At 73.0% G+C, this 22,303-nt stretch carries 19 protein-coding genes; 10 read left to right on the forward strand and 9 right to left on the reverse strand.

Annotated elements, in window-relative coordinates:
* Positions 1-30: 30 nt before the first annotated feature.
* From K4B79_RS02900 to K4B79_RS02915, 4 genes are all read left to right on the forward strand, one after another.
* Positions 31-894, forward strand: a complete 864-nt coding sequence (locus K4B79_RS02900; protein WP_232024593.1) for a phosphotransferase enzyme family protein — start codon at positions 31-33, stop codon at positions 892-894.
* 91 nt (positions 895-985) lie between these two features.
* Positions 986-1,576: an RNA polymerase sigma factor gene (locus K4B79_RS02905; RefSeq protein WP_232024594.1), complete on the forward strand. Its 591-nt coding sequence runs from the start codon at positions 986-988 to the stop codon at positions 1,574-1,576.
* Positions 1,573-2,133 (forward strand): hypothetical protein, encoded by a 561-nt coding sequence (locus tag K4B79_RS02910; protein ID WP_232024595.1) that lies wholly within the window; start codon positions 1,573-1,575, stop codon positions 2,131-2,133. Before K4B79_RS02905 ends, K4B79_RS02910 begins: the two co-directional genes overlap by 4 nt.
* A gap of 3 nt (positions 2,134-2,136) precedes the next feature.
* On the forward strand, positions 2,137-3,333 hold the full coding sequence (locus tag K4B79_RS02915) for an acyltransferase family protein (RefSeq protein WP_232024596.1): 1,197 nt from the start codon (positions 2,137-2,139) through the stop codon (positions 3,331-3,333).
* Positions 3,334-3,365: 32 nt separating this feature from the next.
* Here the strand turns inward: K4B79_RS02915 and K4B79_RS02920 are convergent, their stop codons facing one another.
* Entirely contained in the window at positions 3,366-4,274 is a 909-nt protein-coding gene (locus K4B79_RS02920) for a LysR family transcriptional regulator (RefSeq protein ID WP_232024597.1), read from the reverse strand.
* Between the two features lie 94 nt (positions 4,275-4,368).
* Here K4B79_RS02920 and K4B79_RS02925 point away from each other — a divergent pair, with 94 nt between their 5' ends.
* The gene (locus K4B79_RS02925; protein WP_232024598.1) at positions 4,369-5,439 is read left to right on the forward strand and encodes a DMT family transporter; all 1,071 of its coding nucleotides are present in this window, start codon (positions 4,369-4,371) and stop codon (positions 5,437-5,439) included.
* A 5-nt stretch (positions 5,440-5,444) separates the two neighbouring features.
* Positions 5,445-5,906, forward strand: coding sequence for a YbaK/EbsC family protein (locus tag K4B79_RS02930; RefSeq protein ID WP_232024751.1), 462 nt, complete (start codon positions 5,445-5,447; stop codon positions 5,904-5,906).
* A gap of 7 nt (positions 5,907-5,913) precedes the next feature.
* Here the strand turns inward: K4B79_RS02930 and K4B79_RS02935 are convergent, their stop codons facing one another.
* From K4B79_RS02935 to K4B79_RS02950, 4 genes are all read right to left on the reverse strand, one after another.
* A complete protein-coding gene (locus K4B79_RS02935) occupies positions 5,914-6,636 on the reverse strand; it encodes a 3'-5' exonuclease (RefSeq protein ID WP_232024599.1) in 723 nt (240 codons plus the stop codon).
* A 123-nt stretch (positions 6,637-6,759) separates the two neighbouring features.
* Positions 6,760-8,028: an SAV2148 family HEPN domain-containing protein gene (locus K4B79_RS02940; RefSeq protein WP_232024752.1), complete on the reverse strand. Its 1,269-nt coding sequence runs from the start codon at positions 8,026-8,028 to the stop codon at positions 6,760-6,762.
* Between the two features lie 72 nt (positions 8,029-8,100).
* Entirely contained in the window at positions 8,101-9,423 is a 1,323-nt protein-coding gene (locus K4B79_RS02945) for a copper amine oxidase (RefSeq protein WP_232024600.1), read from the reverse strand.
* Positions 9,424-9,478: 55 nt separating this feature from the next.
* A complete protein-coding gene (locus tag K4B79_RS02950; protein WP_232024601.1) occupies positions 9,479-10,309 on the reverse strand; it encodes a Tat pathway signal sequence domain protein in 831 nt (276 codons plus the stop codon).
* 196 nt (positions 10,310-10,505) lie between these two features.
* Between K4B79_RS02950 and glgX the strand changes: the two genes are divergently transcribed.
* From glgX to K4B79_RS02965, 3 genes are all read left to right on the forward strand, one after another.
* Entirely contained in the window at positions 10,506-12,629 is a 2,124-nt protein-coding gene (gene glgX / locus K4B79_RS02955) for a glycogen debranching protein GlgX (protein WP_232024602.1), read from the forward strand.
* Positions 12,630-12,885: 256 nt separating this feature from the next.
* Positions 12,886-15,249: a malto-oligosyltrehalose synthase gene (gene treY, locus K4B79_RS02960; protein WP_232024603.1), complete on the forward strand. Its 2,364-nt coding sequence runs from the start codon at positions 12,886-12,888 to the stop codon at positions 15,247-15,249.
* 244 nt (positions 15,250-15,493) lie between these two features.
* Entirely contained in the window at positions 15,494-16,744 is a 1,251-nt protein-coding gene (locus K4B79_RS02965; RefSeq protein WP_232024604.1) for a M14 family zinc carboxypeptidase, read from the forward strand.
* A 73-nt stretch (positions 16,745-16,817) separates the two neighbouring features.
* Here K4B79_RS02965 and K4B79_RS02970 read toward each other — a convergent pair whose 3' ends face one another.
* From K4B79_RS02970 to K4B79_RS02980, 3 genes are all read right to left on the reverse strand, one after another.
* On the reverse strand, positions 16,818-17,249 hold the full coding sequence (locus tag K4B79_RS02970; protein ID WP_232024605.1) for an SSI family serine proteinase inhibitor: 432 nt from the start codon (positions 17,247-17,249) through the stop codon (positions 16,818-16,820).
* Positions 17,246-18,610 carry a M14 family zinc carboxypeptidase gene (locus K4B79_RS02975; protein ID WP_232024606.1) on the reverse strand — a complete coding sequence of 455 codons (1,365 nt, stop codon included), beginning with the start codon at positions 18,608-18,610 and terminating at the stop codon, positions 17,246-17,248. Before K4B79_RS02975 ends, K4B79_RS02970 begins: the two co-directional genes overlap by 4 nt.
* A gap of 137 nt (positions 18,611-18,747) precedes the next feature.
* Entirely contained in the window at positions 18,748-19,299 is a 552-nt protein-coding gene (locus K4B79_RS02980; protein ID WP_232024607.1) for a DUF1707 and FHA domain-containing protein, read from the reverse strand.
* Between the two features lie 173 nt (positions 19,300-19,472).
* Between K4B79_RS02980 and treZ the strand changes: the two genes are divergently transcribed.
* Positions 19,473-21,218 carry a malto-oligosyltrehalose trehalohydrolase gene (gene treZ / locus K4B79_RS02985; RefSeq protein WP_232024608.1) on the forward strand — a complete coding sequence of 582 codons (1,746 nt, stop codon included), beginning with the start codon at positions 19,473-19,475 and terminating at the stop codon, positions 21,216-21,218.
* A 114-nt stretch (positions 21,219-21,332) separates the two neighbouring features.
* On the opposite strand, the gene K4B79_RS02990 is transcribed toward treZ, so the two are convergent.
* On the reverse strand, positions 21,333-22,289 hold the full coding sequence (locus tag K4B79_RS02990) for an aminoglycoside phosphotransferase family protein (protein WP_232024609.1): 957 nt from the start codon (positions 22,287-22,289) through the stop codon (positions 21,333-21,335).
* Positions 22,290-22,303 lie beyond the last annotated feature (14 nt).

Raw genomic sequence — 22,303 nt, forward strand, 5'->3', positions numbered from 1 at the left:
TGGACGGACACGAGGCTGGGAGGCCGAACGATGGACGAGACACGGGCGCGGGACGTACTGGCCGCGGCGGGCGTACTGCCCGTCCCGGTACGGGAGGCACGGCTGCTCGCCCTGGGCGAGAACGCGGTGTTCGCCGCCGGTGACCTCGTCGTCAAGGTGGGCCGCGACGCCGAACTCCTAGACCGGGCACGCCGGGAGCTGGCCGTCGCCGTATGGCTCGCGGAGGCGGGCGTGCCGGCGGTCCGGGCCGCCGAGACCAAGCCGCTGCTGGTCGAGGGGCACCCGGTGACGGTGTGGCACCGGCTGCCGGAGGCCGTACGGCCCGCCGAACCACGGGATCTGGCCGACCTGCTGCGACTCGTGCACGCCCTGCCCGCGCCGCCCTTCACCCTGCCGCCCCGTGAGCTGCTGGGCGGTGTCGAACGGTGGCTGCGGCTCGCGGGCGACGCGATCGACCCGGCCGACGCCGCGTATCTGCGCGCGCGGCGCGACGGGTTCGCGGTGGCCGCGGCCGCACTCACCCCCCACCTCCCCCCTGGCCCGATCCACGGGGACGCCCTCCCCCGCAACGTCCACGTCGGCCCGGACGGGCCCGTCCTGGTCGACCTGGAGACCTTCTCCGGGGATCTGCGCGAGCACGATCTGGTGGTGATGGCCCTGTCCCGGGACCGGTACGGGCTGCCCGAGGCGGACTACGACACGTTCACCTCCGCGTACGGATGGGACGTGCGGGAGTGGTCGGGCTGTGCCGTGCTGCGGGGCGCCCGGGAGACGGCGAGTTGCGCGTGGGTGGCCCAGCACGCGCCGAGCAACCCCAAGGCCCTGGCCGAGTTCGAGCGGCGGGTGGCCTCGCTGCGGGACGGGGACGAGACGGTGCGCTGGTATCCGTTCTGAGCTGCTCCGAGGGCTCGTGCTGTAACGCTTTTCGCGTCCCGTTCCAAGTACAGGTGAAAGCGGGGGAGCCGCCGACGACAAGGGGACATCTGTGGATGACGCGGAACGGTTACGGGGCGGGCCGGCGGAGGCGGTGCGTGACCCACGGCTCTTCGAGGAGTTCTACCGGCGCCATGTCGACGCGGTGATGCGCTTCGTGGCCCGGCGTGTGGACGACCCCCACACCGCGGCCGACCTGACCGCCGAGATCTTCCTCGCCGTCCTCGACTCGGCCCACACCTACCGGCCGCGCCTGGGCAGCGAGACGGCCTGGCTGTACGGCATCGCGCGCAACGTCGTCTCCTCGGAGCGGCGTCGGGTCGCGCGGGAGGCCGAACGCGATCTGCGCATCTCCGGGCGGCGGTTGCTGGAGCCCGACGACATCGCCCGGATCGAGGACAGGCTCGACGCGGAGAGCCCCGGCCGGCACGTCCTGGCCGCGCTCGCACGGCTTCCCGAGGGCGAGCGGGCCGTCATGGAACTCATCGCGGTGGACCAGCTCACGGTCACCGAGGCCGCCGCCGCGCTCGGCATCCGCCAGGTCACGGCCCGGGTCCGGCTGCACCGGGCGCGCAAGGCGCTGCGGGAGGGCGCGGGGGCGCCGGACACATCGCTGTTGTACGTCGCGAGGGGGGAAGCATGAGCACGCGGACCACGTTCGAGGACCGGCTGCTGGACGAGCTGCAGAAGGAGATCGAGCGGCGCGAGCCGAAGGCCTCCGTGCGGCCCCTGCTCACCGCCCGCCGGATCGCCGTCGTCGTGGCGGCCTGTGCGGCGGCCTGGCTCGCCACGGTGACCGTGCCCGGCTCGCCGGCCGAATCGACGGCCTTCGCGACGGAACCCCTCGGGAACGGCAGCGTCAGGCTCACCGTCAAGGACCAGTTCATCAGCGTCGGGGACCAGCACCGGCTCGCGGACGAAGTGGGCGCGTGGGGCATCGAGGTCACCATTGCCGTGCTCGATCCCGGCTATGTCTGCGAGCGCAGCAAGGTCACCCCGCTGGTGGGGCTCGACAGGCACGGCAATCGGATGCCCGTCATCCCGATGCAGAAGAGCTGGGACTTCACGCTGCGGCCGGGCAACGTCCTCGCCTTCGAGAACATGCGAGGCTCCGATCGGCCCCGCGCGGTGGAGCTCTACGCGACCCGGGCCGAGGTGGAGCCCTGCGTCCCGGTGAAGCTCGTCCTGCCGGGCGACTAGGACATGGAGCCTTTACCGTCGCGGCTGGCCTGGCTGGACGCCCTGCGCGGTCTCGCCGCACTCGTCGTGGTCCTCGACCACTCCTCGTACACCTTCATGGCGGACTTCCGTCGGGAGCTGATGCCCCAGTTCAACACCAGCCGCTACGGCATCATGGTGTTCTTCCTGGTGAGCGGCTACATCATCCCCGCCTCGCTGGAACGCCGAGGCTGCGTCCGGACGTTCTGGGTCGGACGGATCTTCCGGGTGTACCCGCTGTGGGCGGCCGTCGTGACCGTGCTCCTCGCCGTCCACCTCCTGGGATTGGCCGAGTTGCGGAGCTTCGGCGGGCAGAGCGCGGTCACGGTGGCCGTCGCCCACGCGACCATGCTCCAGGAGCTGCTGGGCACACCGAATCTCCTACTGATCCTGTGGACGCTCTCGTACGAGATGGCCTTCTATCTGCTGGTCGTCGCGCTCTTCACGGTCCGCCTGCACCGGCGTTCGGCGGCGATCGCCACCGTCCTGGCCGTGCTCGCCGCCGTGAGTGCGGCGGCCGGGGTCGCGCTGCCGGCCTCCGCCCTGTCGGGCCGGGTCGGTACCGGTCCGCTGATCGCGGTCGCCTCGATCGGCATGGGGGTCGCGATCTGCTGCGCGAGCGCCGGGTCCCGCGTGCTCCGGGTGTGCGGGGGTGTGCTGGGCGGTGTGCTCGGCCTCGGCCTGGTCGCGTTCAACGGCACGGTCCCGCTGTGGGAGGGGCTGGTGATCCTCGCCGTGATGTTCCTCGGCACCGCGGTCCACCGGGCGGAGAACGGCCGCGGCACCTGGCGGCAGGCGGCGGGCACCGCCCTCGTGGTGGTCGCCTGCGCCGTGGGATGTGCCTACCGGTACGGCGACGGCCACCACTTCACCCGCCGGGGCTGGATCACGGCCTTCCTCCTGGCCGTGCTCACCTTCGGCGCGGGACTGGCATGCCGTCACCGACGCCTTCCGCGGCTGCTGACCGGACTCGGAACGATCAGTTACTCGGTCTACCTGGTCCATCCGGTACTGCTCGCGGTGATCGACGGCACGGTCGGGCGACGGCGGCAGGACAGTCTCACGCTCGAAGTGGCGTTCTTCGCCGTGCTGTTGCCGCTGTGCGTGCTGACCCACCGGTACGTCGAGGCGCCGGGCCGGAGGTGGGGGCGCCGGGTGGCGGAGCGGGTGCGGCCACCGTGACGGACGCGGATCCCGCACGGATCCCCCGCGCCCTACGGGGTCCCCTGGTCCTGGATCGTCCGTGCCGCCCGGCGCAGTTCCGTCAGCACCGAGCGCACCGCCTTCCTGGCCGTGCGCTCGGGGCGGTACAGGGCGTCGATGTGGCGCCGGGCCTGTACGCCGCTGAGCGGCCGCAGGACCAGCGCGGGGTGCCGGCGGGAGGTCCAGCGGGGCATGAGGGCCAGGCCGCCGCCCGCCGCCACCGCCTCCGCGGCCACCGCGAACTCGTTGATGCGGTGGGCGAGATGGAGCCGTCGGCCCGCCGCCGCGGCGATCGCCTCGATGGTGGCCATGACCGGAAACCCGTCGTGGACGGTGATCCACGGCTCGTCGGCCACATCGCGCGGAGTCACCCGGCGCCTGGCGGCGAGCGGATGGTCCACGGGCATGGCCACGTCCAGCGGTTCGCGGAGCAGTGTCGTCGCGGCGACCGTCTCCGGCCAGGCGGGGGCGTGGTCGAGACGGTGGGCGAGGACGAGGTCGTACTCCCGGGTCAGCCGGGGAAAGTCGTCCTGGACCACGTCCTCGTCGGCCAGGGCGAGCACCGGGTGGCCGGGGCCCGCGAGCGCCCGCAGGAGCAGGGGGAAGAAGGCCGCGCCCGCGCTGTGGAACGCCGCCAGCGACACCTCGCCGTCCGGTCGGGCGACGAACTCCTCCACCGTGTGCCGGGCGCGTGCCAGCGCCGATTCCACCTCGATCGCCGCGCCCGCCAGGGCCTGCCCGGCGTCGGTGAGCACCAGTCGCCGCCCGTCACGCTCGGTCAGCGGCACCGGCATCGAGCGCTGGAGCAGCCGCAGCTGCTGCGAGATCGCCGACGGCGTCACCAGCAGCGCGTCGGCGACCGCGGTGACGCTGCCCAGTTCGCCCAGTTCCCGCAGGATCCTCAGCTGGCGTTCGTCCACCTCCTCAGTGTAGGGAGACTTTGAAGGACTGCTAAAAGATCGTTTAAGGAAGTGGCTCTGGGCTTCATGGACCTCCGCGGTGCACGGTGGGCGGGTGTCCGATGCCCGCCGTACCGACGCGGTACTCCTTCTGGTCGCGCTCGTCTGGGGTTCCAGCTATCTGTCCGCCCAGACCGCCGTCGCCGCCCTCCCCGTCCTGCTGGTCCTCCTGGTGCGCTACGCCCTCTCCGCGCTCGCCTGTCTCGGCCTTCTCTCGGCCGGTGCCGGGGCCCGGTCCGGCCCGCGCCGGTGGACCCGCGACGAGCTGAAGGCCGGTGTGCCGCTCGGTGTCACCCAGGCCGCCGTCCTGGTCGTGGAGACCTACGGTGTCGCCCACACCACGGCCGCCAACGCGGGCCTGATCATCAGCCTGACCATCGTCCTCACCCCCTTCCTCGACCGCAGCGGCCACCCCGGCGGGCTGCCTCCCGCCTTCTACGCCGCCGCCGGCGTCTGCGTCCTCGCCGTCGGGCTCCTGATGTCCGGCAACGGCTTCCACGCGCCCCGCCTCGGCGACCTGCTGATGCTCGGCGCGGCGGTCGTCCGTGCGGGCCATGTGGCGCTGGTCGGCCGCCTCACCACCGGCCGGGCGATCCGGCCCCTGCACCTCACCACCGTGCAGACCCTCGTCGGCACGGCCCTGTTCCTGGCGCCGGCGGCACGCGACCTGCCGGACCTCGCCCGCGCCGAGGCGGCCACCTGGACCCAGCTCCTCTATCTCGCCCTGTTCTGCAGCGTGTTCGCCTTCCTCGCCCAGACCTGGGCGGTGCAGCGCACCTCGGCCAGCCGCGCCAGCCTGCTGCTGGGCACCGAGCCCGTCTGGGCCGCCGCGGTGGGCATCGCCCTGGCCGGCGAGCACTTCACGGCGGTGACCGGCCTGGGCGCGGTGCTGATGGTCGCCGGCACGTACTGGGGGCAGGCCGTGGAACGCTCCCACCGCGCCACCGCCTCGAAGCGGACCGAAGCCCACCCCGCCGAGACCGAAGAGGAACCCCGATGCCCGACCATGACACCACCGACGCCCCCGACGCCCCCGACGCCCCCGACGCCCCCGACGCCCACACCGACCACGAAAGCCACGAAAGCCACGAAAGCCACAGCACCCACAACACCTACGACCGTCTGATCTCCCTGCTCGACACCTCCTCCGTCGGCTACAAGCTCATCGACCACGAGCCCGAAGGCACCACCGAGGCCGTCAGCGCGCTGCGCGGCCACCCCACGTCCGAGGCCGCGAAGTGCATCGTGCTGCGCGTCAAGGTGGACCGGCGCACCACCCGGCACGTGCTCGCGGTGGTCCCCGGGGACCGGCGCGTGGACCTGGACGCCGTGCGCGCGCTGTTCGCGGCCCGGTATGTCGGGTTCAGCGACGCGGAGACGGCCGAGCGGCTGGCCCGCGCGATCCCCGGCACGGTGCTGCCGTTCAGCTTCGATCCGGGCCTCGAACTCGTCGCCGATCCGGAGGTGGTGAGCCGCCCGCGGCTGTACTTCAACGCCGCCCGGCTGGACCGGTCGCTGTGCCTGTCCGGTGCGGACTACGCGCGGGTCGCGCGGCCCCGGGTGGAGCCCATCGCCGGCCCGGCGGCGGAGTGAACCCCGCTCACACCGTCTCGTCGGCGAGCTCGCGCAGCGGCCACATGCCGTCCACCACCGCCGCCGCGTCGCCCTTGCGGCGCAGGAAGCTCTGGAAGTCCGCCGCCCACTCGGCGTACCACTCGATCTGACGGCGGTGCAGTTCCGCCGGGCCGAGGGCCGCGACCTTGGGGTGGCGGGCGGCTATCGCGCAGGCCAGCCGGGCCGCGGCGAGGGCGTCGGCCGAGGCGTCGTGGGCGGCGCCGAGCACGATGCCGTACTCCTCGCAGACCGCTTCGAGGTTGCGCTTGCCCCGGCGATAGCGGTCGACCCAGCGGTCGATGGTGTACGGGTCGACGACCGGGGCGGGGTCGAGTCCGCCCAGGCGGTCGCGCAGGGACGGCAGGCCGTGGCGGCGCAGTTCGGCGGAGAGCAGGGTCAGGTCGAAGGCGGCGTTGTAGGCGACGACCGGCACGCCCGTCTTCCAGTACGTCGTCAGGACGTCCGCGATGGCGTCCGCCACCTGGTCGGCGGGGCGGCCCTCGGCGCTCGCGCGTTCGTTGCTGATGCCGTGCACCGCGACCGCGTCCGCCGGGATCTCCACGCCCGGATCGGCCAGCCACTCCCGGCGGCCCATGGGCTGTCCGGCCCTGACCTCGATCACGGCACCCGTGACGATGCGCGCCTCGCGCGGATCGGTCCCGGTCGTCTCCAGGTCGAAGCCGATCAGCAGCTCCCGGTGCCAGCCCATGGGCGGTCCCCCTTCTTGGTGGTGCTTTCCCCCAGTGGTCTCCACCTTCCCATGAGCCACTGACAATCAGAGGACCGCATTCCGCTTGGCCGAAGCGACAGCTGCCGGAGAACGGGGGACGGTTCAGGACACCGGGCGCGAATCCGCCCAAGCCAGCTCGAACTCCTCGCGGTACGTCGGGAAGAGACCGGTCTCGTCGACTTCGCCCGGCTTGACCAGCTTGCTCCCGCCGCGCAGGACCAGGACCGGTGCCTCCATCCCCCGTGAGCGCCGCAGATACGACTGGACCACGGCGATGCCGTCCGAGCCGTCGCCGTCGACGAGGTAGGCGGTGAAGCGGGGTGTCTCGTCGTAGACCTGGATCTCGAAGGCGCCGGGGTCGCGCAGTTTCGAGCGCACCCGGCGCATGTGGAGGATGTTCATCTCGACGGAGCGGCTCAACTCACCGCGCTTCAGGCCGAGTTCGCGCTCCCGTCGCTTGACGGCACTGGAGGCGGGGTTGAGGAAGAGCAGCCGTACCCGGCAGCCGGACTCGGCGAGGCGGACCAGGCGGCGGCCGGAGAAGTTCTGCACGAGCAGGTTGAGGCCGATGCCGGCCGCGTCGAGGCGGCGGGCGCTGCCGAAGATGTCCTCGGCGGGGAACTGTCTGAGCAACCGCACCCGGTCGGAGTGCACGGCGACGACGTCCGCGTACCGGTCGCCGACGAGGTCCTCGACCGCGTCGACGGGCAGCCGGCGCGCCGAGGGCACGTCGCCGCCCGTGCCGAGCGTCTCCAGCAGCCGCGCCGAGGCCCGCTCGGCCTGGCCCAGGACGGCTTCGGACAGAGCGCGGTTGCGCGAGACGACGTTCCGGGTCACCTCCAGCTCGTCCAGGGCGAGTTCGAGGTCCCGGCGGTCGTCGAAGTAGGGCTCGAAGCAGGGCCAGTGCTGCACCATCAGCTCGCGCAGCTGGGGCAGGGTGAGGAAGCTGAGGACGTTGTCGTCGGCCGGGTCGAGCAAGTAGCCCTTGCGGCGGCTGACTTCGCGTACGGCGACGGCACGCTGGACCCACTCCTGGCCGGCGGGTCCGGCGGCGGCGACCACCCAGTCGTCGCCGTGGACGGGTTCGTAGATGGGGCGCAGCACCGCGGCCACGACGGCCCGCAGCCGCTGTTCGACGAGGTTCAGCCAGATGTAGGCCCGGCCGGCCCGCTGGGCACGGGTGCGCACCTCGCGCCAGGCGTCGGCGTCCCAGTCCAGCTCCGGCCCGATGGCCCCCGCGTCCATCGGCCGGGCCAGGGACACCGTGCCGGGCGGGACGTCTGCGGAGTTCCCCTCGTGACCCTCGTCACCAGGGGGCAACTCCAGCCCTCCCGAGCCCACCCGCGCACCGCCTTCCGCTCCCCCGAGCATCCCCGTCCCAACGATCAAGGAAGGGTACTCCGGGAGCGGTCGGCGGTGCAGCCGGATGGACAGGGTCAATTCTCAACCCCGGTCCTCCCAGTGGCCGTTCTGCCAGGCGAGGTCGGCGGGAGTGAGCGGATTCATAGCGGTGACGTCGCGCGGGACGACGGAGAAGCCCTGCCAGTGGACCGGCATGGGCTGCTGGTCCTCGTCCCGGGCGATGTGGTGGAACCCGATGTTCATCCAGGCCACCGGGTGCGTGAGGTCCTGTCCGTCGACCCACTTGTCGACGGACTTGCCCGCTCCGGCGCCGCAGGCACCGGGGTTGTGGGTGGCGAACAGCTCGCACCGGTTGTACTGGGTGAAGTAGAGGTCGTGCTTGGTGTAGCTGCGGCCCGGGTACTTGGTGGAGGCGCCGGGGACGATCTCGTAGGAGCGCGCGTGCCCGTCCTTGTTCCTGCCGATCGCGCTGACCACCCGCCACCAGCGGTACGGCTTGGCGTCACCGGCGAGTTCCTTGGTGACCCTGGTGCGGGTGGTCTTGGTGGTGGGGGCCTCCTGCCCGGGCGCGGCGGCGGTGACGGCCGAGTCGTACTGCTCGACGCGGTTCCTGGAGGAGCCGTCGAGGCCGAAGTCGAGCCGCCAGAAGGCGTTGTGGCTGTGGCTGGTGGCGGCGGCCTTGGGCCCCTTGCCGATGGGCCAGCCGCGTCCGTCGCCGGCGTCGTAGTCGTCCCAGGAGAGGCTGCCGGTCGCGCCGACGTTCATGTGGAGGGTGCCGTCGTCCTGGAAGCGCCACTCGGTGATGTACTCGTACCAGCCGACCTGGTTGACGGTGTAGACGAGCAGGTCCTTGCCCTGGGCCTGGTGGACCTTGCTCTCGGGGTCGGTCTGCATGCGGTAGGCGTGGCCGCGGGAGCGGGTGGTGGAGCACAGGCCGGTGACGTCGGAACTGGTCTCGCTCCAGGGGTCCATGACCTTGACGCTCCTGATGGTGCCGCCGGGGCACTCGGCGGGCGCCAGCGGCATCAGGCCCTGGGCGAAGCCCTCGCCGGTCAGGTCGTCGTACTCGTGCTGTCCGTCGTCGTAGGGGACGTGGATCTGGCCGAGGCGGGCGCTGTTGAGGACCTTGATGGGCCGGGTCTCGCCCTTGGGCTGGTAGGAGATGTTCTCCAGGACGAGTCCGGCCTTGTTGTCGTAGCGCCAGCACATCCGCCAGGTGGTGCCCCCGGCGAGCTTCTGCTCGATGCGGTAGGCGGTGCTGCACTCGGCGGCGGCCGCCGCGGGTGCGGCCTTGGGCTCGGCGGCGGCCGGGGCGGTGCCGGTGGTCAGTCCGGCGGCGAGCCCGGCCACGGTGAGGCCCACGGCCGTCCGCCTGCGGGCAGGGCTGAGTCTGTTCACACGCATGAAGGAGTGGCTCCCTTGCAGGAGGTGCGGGGTGGAAAAGTGGACGGAGCGGGTTTCAGCGACCCAGGTCGACGACCTTGCGGGCGCTCAGGTCGACCACCAGGGACCGGGCGTCGATCCAGGGGCCCTTGTCGACCTTCACGAAGAGCCGCACGCACCGGTGCTCGCCGCAGCTGTCGAGCGCGGCCGGCTGCGCGCCGGCACTGGCCCGGTAGATCCCGCCGCTGAGCCGGAGCTGGTCGGTGGAGGTGAGGTCCTTGCCGGTGGCGTCCTTGTAGTCCGCCTTGAGGCCCGCGCCGAGCGGGTCGGCCAGCAGGAGGTTCGCCGCCTCGATGTTCTCGGCCCGGCTCGGCGGCGGCTGCACGCCGCGCTGGGTGTCGGTCCGTACGACCTTGCCGCTGTCGAGATCGACGGTCCTGGTGACGAGGGTGTCGTCCCGGTAGTCGTAGAACGTGACGTCGGCGCGCCGGGGCGGGTTCGCGGCGTCGACCTCGTCGGCCTCGGGCTCGGCGAGATCCACGGTGAGGCGCTGGGGGCCGCGGTCGCCCTCGACGTCCTGACTGGTGGTGAACAGCTGCTGGTTCACGGCGAGCTTCTCGACCCGGGTGATCTCGTCGTCGGTCAGCGGGTCGCGTCCCCGGCCCTTCTCGCCCTCGGCCGGGGCCTGGGCGACGACACCGGGTTCGACGGCCGCGCCCGCCCCCTGTCCCTGCTCCCGGCCCTGTCCCGCCCCCTGCACGGCCCCGGTGCCGGCGCTGGTGCTCCCCGTGTCGTCGGCCCCCGCCGTGCCCGGCAGGGTGATCCCGATCATCACGGCGGTCCCGGCCACCGCTATGGCGGTCCCGGCCACCACCTTGCCCAGATGACGGTGCACTAGTTCGCGCACATCTTCCCCCTACTCCCCCTGCATCCCCGGGAGTACGTGTCTGCCCCACTGATTCGGCACACGCGTCTCAAGTGATCGGCGTATGCACTGGTCGCCCGGTAAGAGGGACGTAAGTCATAGGTGGTTCCCTCACTTTCGGGGACACTCGGGGCCAAGGCGCCACCCGCGGCGCCGGACACCTGAAAGAGTCGTATCCATGCAGGTCTGGCCTGGAGAGGCGTATCCACTCGGTGCCACGTACGACGGCGCCGGCACCAACTTCGCGGTCTTCACCGAGGCCGCGGACCGAGTAGAGCTGTGTCTGCTGCACGACGACGGCTCGGAGACGGCGGTGGAACTGCGGGAGAGCGACGCGTTCGTACGGCACGCGTATCTGCCCGGCGTGATGCCGGGCCAGCGCTACGGCTTCCGGGCGCACGGCCCGTACGCCCCGGAGCGCGGGCTGCGGTGCAACTCGGCGAAACTGCTGCTCGACCCCTACGCGCGCGCGATCAGCGGCTCGATCGGCTGGGGCGAGGAGGTGTACGGCTACCACTTCGACGCCCCCGACCGGCGCAACGACCTGGACTCGGCGCCGCACATGATGACGTCGGTCGTGGTCAATCCGTACTTCGACTGGGGCGACGACCGGCGGCCGCGCATCGGGTACCACGAGACGGTGATCTACGAGGCGCATGTCAAGGGCCTCACGATGACCCACCCGGGGCTGCCGGAGGAACTGCGCGGCACCTACGCCGCCCTGGCGCATCCCGCGATCATCGAGCACCTGGTGGAACTGGGCGTCACCACCCTGGAGTTGATGCCCGTCCACCAGTTCGTGAACGACCACCGCCTGGTGGACATGGGCCTGAACAACTACTGGGGCTACAACACCATCGGCTTCTTCGCCCCGCACAACGCCTACGCCTCCTGGGGCGACCGCGGCCAGCAGGTCCTGGAGTTCAAGTCGGCGGTGCGGGCCCTGCACGAGGCCGGCATAGAGGTGATCCTCGACGTGGTCTACAACCACACCGCCGAGGGCAACCACCTGGGCCCGACGCTGTCCTTCAAGGGCCTCGACAACCCGCAGTACTACCGGCTGACGGACGACCCGCGCTACTACATGGACACCACGGGCACCGGGAACTCGCTGCTCATGCGGTCCCCGCACGTGCTCCAGCTGATCATGGACTCGCTGCGGTACTGGGTGACCGAGATGCACGTCGACGGGTTCCGCTTCGACCTCGCGGCGACCCTGGCCCGGCAGTTCCACGAGGTGGACCGGCTGTCGTCGTTCTTCGACCTGGTGCAGCAGGACCCGGTGGTCTCCCAGGTGAAACTGATCGCCGAGCCGTGGGACGTCGGTGAGGGCGGCTACCAGGTGGGCAACTTCCCGCCGCTGTGGACCGAGTGGAACGGTATGTACCGCGACACCGTGCGGGATCTGTGGCGGGGCGACACCCGCTCGCTCGCGGAGTTCGCGTCCCGGCTGACCGGGTCCTCCGACCTGTACCAGGACGACGGGCGGCGCCCGCTGGCGTCCATCAACTTCGTGACCTGCCACGACGGCTTCACGCTGCACGACCTCGTGTCGTACAACGACAAGCACAACGAGGCCAACGGCGAGGGCAACCGGGACGGCGAGAGCCACAACCGGTCCTGGAACTGCGGCGTGGAGGGTGACACCGACGACCCGGACGTCCTGGCGCTGCGGGCCCGGCAGATGCGGAACTTCATCGCCACGCTGATGCTGTCCCAGGGCGTGCCGATGATCAGCCATGGCGACGAGGTCGCGCGCACCCAGCGCGGCAACAACAACGCGTACTGCCAGGACAGCGAGCTGGCCTGGGTCCGGTGGCCGGAGGAGGACGCCGCCGGGACCGGCGCCGAGCTGCTGGCGTTCACGCGCGCGATGGTGTGGCTGCGCAAGGACCATCCGGTGTTCAGGCGGCGGCGCTTCTTCCACGGGCGGCCCGTCGAGGGCACCCACGACGAGCTGTCGGACATCGCCTGGTTCACACCCGAGGGCGCGGAGATGACCCAGCGGGACTGGGACTCGGCGCGGGCCTCCGCCCTCACCGTGTTCCTCAACGGCAACGCCATCTCCGAGCCCGGTCCCCGCGGCGAGCGGGTCGCCGACGACTCGTTCCTGCTGATGTTCAACGCCTCGCCCGGGACGCTGGACTTCGTGGTGCCGGTCAACCACGGCCGTCAGTGGCAGGTGGTCGTCGACACCGCCCGCCCGGACGGACTGCCGGCGGACCCGGCGGCCAAGGTGCAGGCCGGCGACCGGCTGACGCTGGTGGACCGGAGCATGACGGTGCTGCAGCGGCCGGTGTGAGGCGGGCAGCGGCGGCGACGGCGTGGGGACGGTTGCGGGACGATGCCGGTTCGTCGTGACGCGGGCGTCGGGACGACACCGTCCCGACGTACCGCCGACGTCGGGACGGCACCGGCCCGTCGTGACGGTCGTGTCGGGACGGCACCGGCCCGTCGTACCGAAGGCGTCGGGACGGCACCGGCCCGTCCCGACGCCGGCTGCGGCACATGGCCGTCGCGATGACACGAAAGGCGGCCGGGCGGGTACGTAGGTCTGCATGACACCTGAGCGACACGACCCGACGGTGCCGACGGCCACCTACCGGCTTCAGTTGCAGCCCGAGTTCCCGTTCGGCGCCGCCGCGGAGGTCGTGCCGTACCTGGCCTCGCTCGGCGTCTCGCACGTGCACCTGTCCCCCGTCCTGGAGGCGGTGCCGGGCTCGACGCACGGCTACGACGTCGTGGACCACGCGCGCGTGCGCGAGGAGCTGGGCGGTGAGGAGGGGCTGCGGGCGTTGTCGCGCACCGCGCGGGAGCACGGGCTCGGCGTGGTGCTGGACATCGTGCCGAACCACATGGCCATGGCCCCGCGCCACAACCACGCCCTGTGGGAGGTCCTGCGGGAGGGCCCCACGTCGCCCTACGCGCGCTGGTTCGACATCGACTGGGAGGCACAGGGCGGCCAGCTGCTGCTGCCGGTGCTCGGCGGACCGCTCGGCGCGGAGATCGAGCACCTGGAGGTCGACGGGACTCTCCTGCGCTACTACGACCATGTCTTCCCGTTGCGCGAGGGCACCGAGAAGCTGCCGCTGCCGCAGCTGCTGGACGCGCAGTGGTACCGCCCGGTGTGGTGGCGACTGGCCCGTACGGAGCTCAACTACCGGCGTTTCTTCAGCATCTCGGAGCTCATCGGGGTGCGCGTGGAGGACCCGGAGGTGTTCGAGGCGACCCACGCGATGATCCTGCGGCTGCTGCACGAGGGCGTGGTCGACGGGCTGCGCGTCGACCACCCCGACGGGCTGGCCGACCCGGACGCCTACCTGCGGCGGCTGCACGAGGCGACCGGCGGCCGCTGGACGGTCGTGGAGAAGATCCTCGCCGACGGGGAGCGGCTGCCGGCGTCCTGGCCGGTGGCCGGCACCACCGGCTACGACGCCCTGCGGCACGTGGACGGCCTCTTCACGGACCCGGCCGGCTTCGGCGAACTCCTGGGACAGTACCGGCGGTTCGCGGCCCCGCAGACGGACCGGGGCGGCGACTGGGCGGCGACGGTACGACGGGCGGCGTACAAGGTGATCACGCACGAGCTGGCCACCGAGGTGGAGCGGCTGACCCGGGTGACGAGCCGTCTGTGCGCCCTGGCCCCGGAGCCCGCGCTGCGCGACCGGGCGCCCTGGGCGCTGCGCACCGCGCTCCAGGAACTCCTCGTCCGGCTGGAGGTGTACCGGCCGTACGCCTCCGGTGACGCGGCACGGGTCGTCACCGCGGAGGCGGCGGCCGAGGCGAGGTCGGCGTTCGTGGTGCCGGAGGAGGCGGGCGCGGTCGACGTCGTCCGCGACCTGGTGCTCGGACGGTACGGCGACGGGCCCGACCACGTGGAGTTCCGGACGCGGTTCGCGCAGACGGCGTCGGCGTTGCGCGCCAAGTCCGTGGAGGACACCGCGTTCTACCGTCATGTGCCGCTGCTGTCGGCCACCGAGGTGGGCGGGAACCCGGGCGGCCCCGCGGTGTCGGTGGCGGACTTCCACGCGTACTGCGCGCGCGTGCAGCGCGACTGGCCGCTGTCCGGGACCGTCGTGTCGACGCACGACACCAAGCGCAGTGCCGACGTGCGGGCGGCCCTCGCGGTACTCACCGAGTGCCCGGAGCGCTGGGCGGACGCGCTGGCCGAGGTGACGCGCACCGGCGACGGGGTGCCGGACGCGCAACTGGCGTGGGCGGCCTGGCAGACGGTGTTCGGGCTCGGCCCGGCGTCCGCGGACCGCGTCCGGGGGGCGCTGCTGAAGCACGTACGGGAGGCCGGGCTCTACACGAGCTGGACGGAGCAGGAGCCCGCCTACGAGGAGGCGGTGGCGGCGTTCGTGGCGGCGGGGCCGTGCGGGGCGCCCGGCGAGCACGTGACCGCCCTGCGGAGCGGCCTCGAGCCGTACGTCCGCGCCAATGTGCTCGGCACCGCCCTGGTCCATCTGACGATGCCGGGCGTGCCGGACGTCTACCAGGGCACGGAGGCCGAGTACCGGGCCCTGGTGGACCCGGACAACCGGCGGCCGGTGCGGTTCCCGCCGGAGGATCCCGGTGACAAGGGCACGGTGACGCGGGCCGCGCTGCGGCTGCGCGCCCGGCGGCCCGGGGCCTTCGGTGATGCGGCGACGTACGCGCCGCTGACGGCCGAGGGTCCGGCGGCGGCCCACTGCGCGGCCTTCGCGCGCTCGGGCGAGGTCGTCACGGCCGTGACGCGGCTGTCGCTGCGGCTGGCCGAGGCGGGCGGCTGGCGTGACACCGTGCTGCCGCTGCCGCCCGGCCGGTGGGCCGACGTGCTGTTCCCGGAGCGGGAGTTCACCGGGCACGCGCGCGTGGAGGAGCTTTTCGAACGGCTGCCGGTCGCCCTGCTGGAGCGCGTGGACGGAGCGGAACCGGAGTGAACTCCGGCGTCGGCACGGCTCACGCTCGCGCACGCTCCGGCCGTTCGTCGCGGACGGAGCGCCGGGCGTACCGGGGGCGGCCGAGGCGCCGGTGAAACGTCCGCGACCCCGCTGGCACCCACGGTCCTACCCGCTGCCGGTAAATGCATCTTGGCGCCCCCTGGAGCCTCCCCCATGGGGTCCTTGACACGTAAACCAGTCCGTGGGGTACTGCGGATTGCGAAGCCGGGCGGATGTGTCGGGGGTGAGTCTCCTGCCGGAGCTGCGCTACCCCACGGTGACCGAACTGACCGCGACCGCAAGGGCGTTGACCGCCCAGCGACCTGGCGTGTGCAGCTTGCGCCAGGTGGGCGAGTCGCGGGCGGGCCGACCTCTGCATCTGCTGTCCATAGGCCGGGCCCGGCGTGCCGTCCTGGTGGTCGCGGGCGCCCACTCCAACGAGCCGACCGGCGGCCCCACGGCCCTCTCGGTGGCCCGGCGCGTGCTGTACGACCGGCGGTTGCGGTCGGACACGTCCTGGCACTTCCTGCTGTGCGCCGATCCGGACGGGGCGAGTCTGCACGTCACACCGGCGCCGCGCAGCCTGTTCGAGTACCACCTCGGCTTCTTCCGTCCCGCGGGGCCGGAGCAGCCGGAGTGGTCGCCCTCCCTGCTCCCGCCCGACCGGCTGCCATCCGAGACGGTCACCCTGAAGCGGGTCATGGACGAGCTGCGGCCCTACCTCCAGGTGACGCTGCACGGCACCGATCTGGGCGGCACCTGGGTGCAGCTGACGAAGGACGTCCCGGGTCTCGCCGAGCCGTTCGCCAAGTCCGCGGCGGAGCTGAACATCCCGGTGGAGACCGGCGCCTCCGACGCCGCGGGCTGGCCCGCCTCGGGGCCGGGCGTGCATGTGATGCCGGCGCCGGGCGCGGGCGCCGCGTACCCGAGCATGCCGGACGACGCCCGGCACAGCACCTGGCACCACGTCCACCGGTACGGCGGTCTGACGGCGATCGTCGAGGTGCCGATGTGGGCCGGCGACCTGGTGGACGACCCGGCCCCGCACCCGGCGCCGGCCGCGGCGATGCGCCGGCTCGCGGACCGGCTGCTGCGGGACACGCGGGAGGTGGAACAGGTCCTCGCGCAGGCGCTGCCGCGGCTCCAGGGCCTCGACGACCCGCTGCTGCGGGCCGCGACCTGGGGGATGGAGCTGGTGCCGGGACTGGCGGCGGACTGGATCCGCACCCCGCCCGCCGACAACTCGAAGGCCTACATCGGCAGTGTCGACGCCTTCGGCCGCAGACTGCCGCTGCGGGCCGCGGCCATGCTGCTGCGGGTCCTGCGGGAGAGCGACGACCCGAACGCCGCCCGCCTCGAACACCTGGTCGCGACCTGGAGCCATGCCTTCGCGGACCGCTTCAAGGCCCGCTGGGTGCCCTTGGCGCACCAGGTCGAGCACCAGTCCCGCACGGTGCTCGCGACGGCGCTGTACGCCCGCGACCGGGCCGACTGAGCGGCCGTACGGGAACGGCCTCCACGCGGGCGCGTGGAGGCCGTGGGAGAGGCGCGGCGGGGTGGCGGGGGTGTCAGCCGTCGAGGGCGAAGACGGCGCCCGTCCGGGCGCCCATGACGCACTTGTTGGTGAAGGTCTCCGTGTAGTCGACGGGCCGTCCGTTCCACTCCCCGCGCGCGTGGGCGGTCACCGGGGCGTGGACCATCGGGCACAGGACGTCACGGGGCGCGATGGCGCGGACGTCGCCGCCGGCCGCCGTCAGCTCGGCGCAGGCCTCGGCGGCGCGGCCGTGGCCCTGGGGCGGGTCGCACAGCAGCAGGGTGCCGCGCGTGTCGCTGGAGCGGGCGTCGCCCGTGGTGACGGTGACGAAGAGCCAGTCGCCGCGGGCGGCCTCCTGGACGGTCGCCCGCGCCGGGGCGGCGCCGGCGAGGAGGAGGACGGCGGCCGCGCCCAGCAGCCCGCCGCGGACGGCTCTCGCCGTGGTGGTGTACGTGGTGTGGGTCATTCCCGGTGCATCGGCACGGCGGCTTCCGTACCCCAGCCCGACTCACCCGAACGGGAGCGGGCGGGCCCGTGCCGTGCGGCGAGTTCGAACGCGGCGAGCACCACCCGGGACTGGTACTCCACCTGGCGGGCGACCGGGATCCAGCGCGCCCCGCAGCCGTCGCGGTAGTCGGCGCACCAGTCGTCGATCAGCCGTTCCAGTTCGGGCAGCGCACCGGCCGGGTCGGTGCCGGCGCGGGTCACGAGCTGGTGCAGGAGCCCCGCCGTGCGCAGTGCGAGCCGGCGTCCGGCGATGCGCAGGGCGGCGAGGTGGCCGGTGCTGAGCAGCGGCAGCGGGCGGGCGCCGTCGGGGACGTCGGGGTCCCAGGTGTCGGCGAGGCCGGGACAGACCAGTAAATAGTCCTCGACCGGGGCGAGCAGGCGCGCCGCGTCCGGGGCGCCCGAGACGTACGGGCGGATCCTCGCGAGGAGCACCTCCAGCAGGCGTGCGTCGCCGCGCAGTCCGTGGCTCACGGTCCGCAGGACGCCGGAGCGGTCCGCGGGCGGGCTGTCGTCCTCCACCGCCGCCACGCCCCACATGGGCGCCTCGACGACGGCCGTCACGGTGCCGTACCGATGGGGGTGGTACCAGGTGGACTCGACGGCGGCCTCCGTTATGGCGGCGGCCAGGTCACCCCGGCTGGGCGGTGGGATGCGGTAGACGGCCGGGCCCAGGTTCGGCCAGTACAGGGTGTCGTAGGGGCCGAGTTCGCGGGGTATGCCGAGGCCGGCCGCGATGTGCGCGACGCGCCGGGCGAGACCGGGCAGGTCGCGGGTGAGTTCGACGAAGCCGCCGCCGACGTCGACGCCGTGCAGGGAGCACTGGAAGACGGGCCGCAGTTCGTCGTGGAGGTCGAGCAGGGCGCGGGTCTCCGGCAGGGCGGCCGCGGCCGCGCCGTCGGGCAGCCATTCGGGCTGCTCCAGGAAGCCGGGCCGGAAGAAGTTCCGGAAGTAGCGGTCGAGGGTGTACGGGCCGCGCAGCCAGCCCTCGTTGCGGCGCAGGCCGTCGGGGTCGAGGCAGAGCAGCAGGTTCCAGGTGGCGTCGGCGCCGTCGGTGAGCCGGGGGTCGGCCAGGGCCCGTTCGGCCAGCCGCAGGGCGGTGGCGCCGCCCACGGGCTCGTTGGCGTGCGGGCCGGCGACGACGAGGGCCTGACGGCTGCCGTGGCCGACGGAGAGCAGCCACAGGGGCGTGCCCGCGCGGGACACTCCGGCCCTGCGCAGTCGGGTGTGGGCGGGGTGGCGGGCGACCAGGGCGGCCGCCCTGGCGCCGAGTTCGTCGACGGTCGGATAGCGGAGGAGGGGCGGCAGGGCACACCTCCACAATGTGGTGCCGTCGGTTCACCTGGTGTACATGGTGTACGCACAGTCAGTCACGACTTGTCGGGTACGTCAACACCATGAAGAGCAAAGGGATTTGACCCATCACAGCAGGTGAAGCCCAGGCCAGGGGTGTGTCCGGCTCAGTCGGACGCGAGCCGGAACCACATCCGCCCGAACCCGACCTGATCGCCCTCGCGCACGACGGCGGCACCGATGACCCGACGGCCGTTCACCGTCGTGCCGTTGGTGGAACCGAGGTCCCGCAGCACCCACATGCCGCCCTGGCGGCTGAGCTCGGCGTGCACCCGGGAGACCGTCTCGTGGGTCAGCCGCAGGCCGTTGGCGGGGTCCCGGCCGATCCGCAGGGGGTGGCCGCCGCCTGGGTGGGGCAGCAGCAGCTTGGGCAGCCGCTCGGCCTGCCAGGCCCTGCGCAGCCGTACGGTGAAGCCGGAGACCGCTTCGACGGTGCCGAACACCAGGCGCGAGAGGCGGCTCTCGGTGGGCAGGTCGGCGGTGAGGGCGGCGAGTTCGTCGGACCGCCGGGCGGACAGGGCCAGTTCCATCCGCCGGACGAACGTGTCGTGCGACAGCCGGCCCATGGCGACGCCGTCGCGGAGCACCTTCAGCGCCTGGTCGCGCTCCGCGTCGGACAGCCGCGCGGGGTACGTGTTGAACTCGAAGGACGACGTCACGTTCGTGATTGTCGGGCAGCGGGCGCCGGGTGTCCAGAAAACACAGGAACGCCCGCCCCGCGCGCGTGCCCGACGACACCTGCCGCAAAGGGACGGATTCGACCGCGTATTGATCGCGTTTGAAGCACCATGGACGGGCTACATCACGGTGAGCAGACGAAGGGGAACCGTCCGTGCAGTTCGAGGTGTGGGCACCGCAGGCAGACCGTGTGACGCTCCAGTGCGACGGCGTCACGCGCGTGTTGGAGCGCGATCCGCAGCGCGCGGGGTGGTGGAGGGGCGAGGCGGAGGCGCGGGACGGCTCGCGGTACGGCTTCGCGCTGGACGACGGCTCCGTGCTGCCCGATCCGCGCTCGCGCCGGCAGCCGGACGGCCCGGACGGGTTGAGCGCGGTCGTCGAGCACGACCGGTACACCTGGCGTACGGAATGGGCGGGGCGCCCCCTGCCCGGCGCGGTCCTCTACGAGCTGCACGTGGGCACGTACACGCGCGAGGGCACCCTGGACGCGGCCGCCGATCGGCTCGGGCACCTGGCCGAACTGGGCGTCACCCACGTCGAGTTGATGCCGCTGTGCCCCTTCCCGGGGCGGCACGGCTGGGGGTACGAGGGCGTCTCGCTGTGGGCGGTGCACGAGCCGTACGGCGGGCCCGAGGCGCTGAAACGCTTCGTCGACCGCGCCCACGAGCTCGGTCTGGGGGTGGTCCTGGACGTGGTCCACAACCACCTGGGCCCCTCCGGCAACTACCTGCCGCGCTTCGGGCCGTACTTCACGGACACCCACCACACGCCGTGGGGCTCCGCGGTGAACCTGGACGCGCCGGGTTCGGACGAGGTGCGCGCGTTCCTCCTGGGCAGTGCGCTGGCCTGGCTCAGGGACTACCGGATCGACGGGCTGCGCCTGGACGCGGTGCACGCGCTGGCCGACACGCGCGCGTGCCACTTCCTGGAGGAGCTGTCGACGGCGGTGGACGCCCTCGCCGCCGACCAGGGCAGGCCGCTGTTCCTGGTCGCCGAGTCCGACCTGAACGACCCGCGGCTGATCACCCCGCGCGCGGAGGGCGGTCTCGGCCTGCACGCGCAGTGGAACGACGACTTCCACCACGCCCTGCACACGGCCCTGACCGGGGAGTCCCAGGGCTACTACGCCGACTTCGGGCGCGCCCCGCTCACGGCGCTCGCCAAGACGCTCACCGGCGGCTACTTCCACGACGGCACGTACTCCAGCTTCCGGGGACGCTCCCACGGCCGTCCGCTGGACCGGTCGCGGGTGGCGGGGCACCGGCTGCTCGGCTACACCCAGACCCACGACCAGATCGGCAACCGCGCCCAGGGCGACCGCCTCTCGGCCACCCTCTCCCCCGGGCTGCTGGCCTGCGCGGCGACACTGATGCTGACCGCGCCGTTCACCCCGATGCTGTTCATGGGCGAGGAGTGGGCGGCGGGCACGCCCTGGCAGTTCTTCACCGACCACACCGACGCCGAGCTCGCCGACGCCGTACGACGCGGCAGGCGGCGGGAGTTCGCGGCGCACGGCTGGGCCGAGGAAGACATCCCCGACCCCCAGGACCCGGCGACCCGTGAGCGCTCGTGCCTCGACTGGTCCGAACCCGAACGTGAGCCGCACGCGCGCGTACTGGCCTGGTACCGCCGCCTCCTGGCCCTGCGCCACGAACAGGCGGACCTCACCGACCCCGACCTCGCCGACACCAAGGTCGCCCACGACGAACACGAGCGATGGCTCGCCTTCCGCCGCGGCGACGTCCGCGTCGCGGTGAACCTCTCCAAGAAGACGGCGGCGATCCCCCTGGGACCGCGCGAAGCCCGTGTACTGGCCGCCTGGGAGCCCGTCGAGGGACCGGGGGCGGACGGCGTGCTGCAGGTGCCCGGGGAGTCGGCCGTGGTGCTGCTCCAGACGTGACCGGACGGCGGCGCCGGCCCGGACGTAAGCGTGTGCGCAATCGCTTACGTCCGGGGGTCGGCGTCCCGGCGGACGGGCGCCACCGCAGGCGCCACCGCAAACCACCGCCCCGCTCTACAACTCCGCGTCGTCCGTCTCCTCGTCCCGCAGTTCCGTGACGCGTTCCAGCAGGATCGCCTCCCACGCGCGGCGGAGACGGGTGCGCAGGAGGGGCAGGGGGGTGGCGTCGCGGCCTTCGAGGCGGGCGGCGAGGTGGATGACCGTGTCGCAGCGGGCGAGCCAGAGGCCGCGCAGGCAGGGGCGGGCGCCGTAGCCGGCGAGGGTGGCGGCGCGGACCGCGGCCGGGGAGCCGACGGCGAGGGCGAGTCCCGCGATGTCCTCGGCGGGGTCGCCGACGACCGCGTCGCCCCAGTCGAGGACGCCGCGCACCCGGCCGTCCGCGCTGACCACGAGGTGCTCGCCCGTGAGGTTGTGGTGGACGAGGACCGCGCCACCGGCCTGCGCGGCGAGCTGGACGGCGGCGGACGGCGCCAGCTGGGCCAGGCGGGCGGGGTCGAACTCGTCGGCGGGGGCGAGGCGTTCGACGGCCCGTCCGGCCTCCCGGCGCAGCGCCTCCAGGGACCGCGGGGTGGTCCGCGGCACCCCCAGCGCCTCGGCCTGGCGGACCGGCACCTCGCGCAGCCCCGTGAGCAGCCCGGCCAGGTCGGCCTCGCCGACGGCGGACACGTCGTGCTCCTCCCCCGAGCCGCCGGGCAGCCGGGTGTCCAGCGTGTAGGCCAGCCCGGGCGCCCATTCGCCGTGCGCGACACCGGTCGGCACCGCGACCGGCAGATGCGGTCGCACCAGGTCGCGCAGACGCAGTTCGCGGCGCTGCCGGACGGTGGCCTCGCGGTCGGGGGCGAGCCGCAGCACATGGCGGGTGCCGACCCACCAGGTGGTCTGCCCGCCGCCCTCGGCGACGGGCCGGAGCTCGGGTCCGGGGGCGTCGGCCGCGCCGGCCGGGCTGTCCTTGAGCAGGGAACGGACCAGTCGGCGGACGGTGTCCGCGGTGGGTGTCGGTGCCTGGGTCATGGTCGCGCCGTAGT

The organism is Streptomyces lincolnensis, from assembly GCF_021173675.1.
Taxonomy (GTDB): domain Bacteria; phylum Actinomycetota; class Actinomycetes; order Streptomycetales; family Streptomycetaceae; genus Streptomyces; species Streptomyces lincolnensis_B.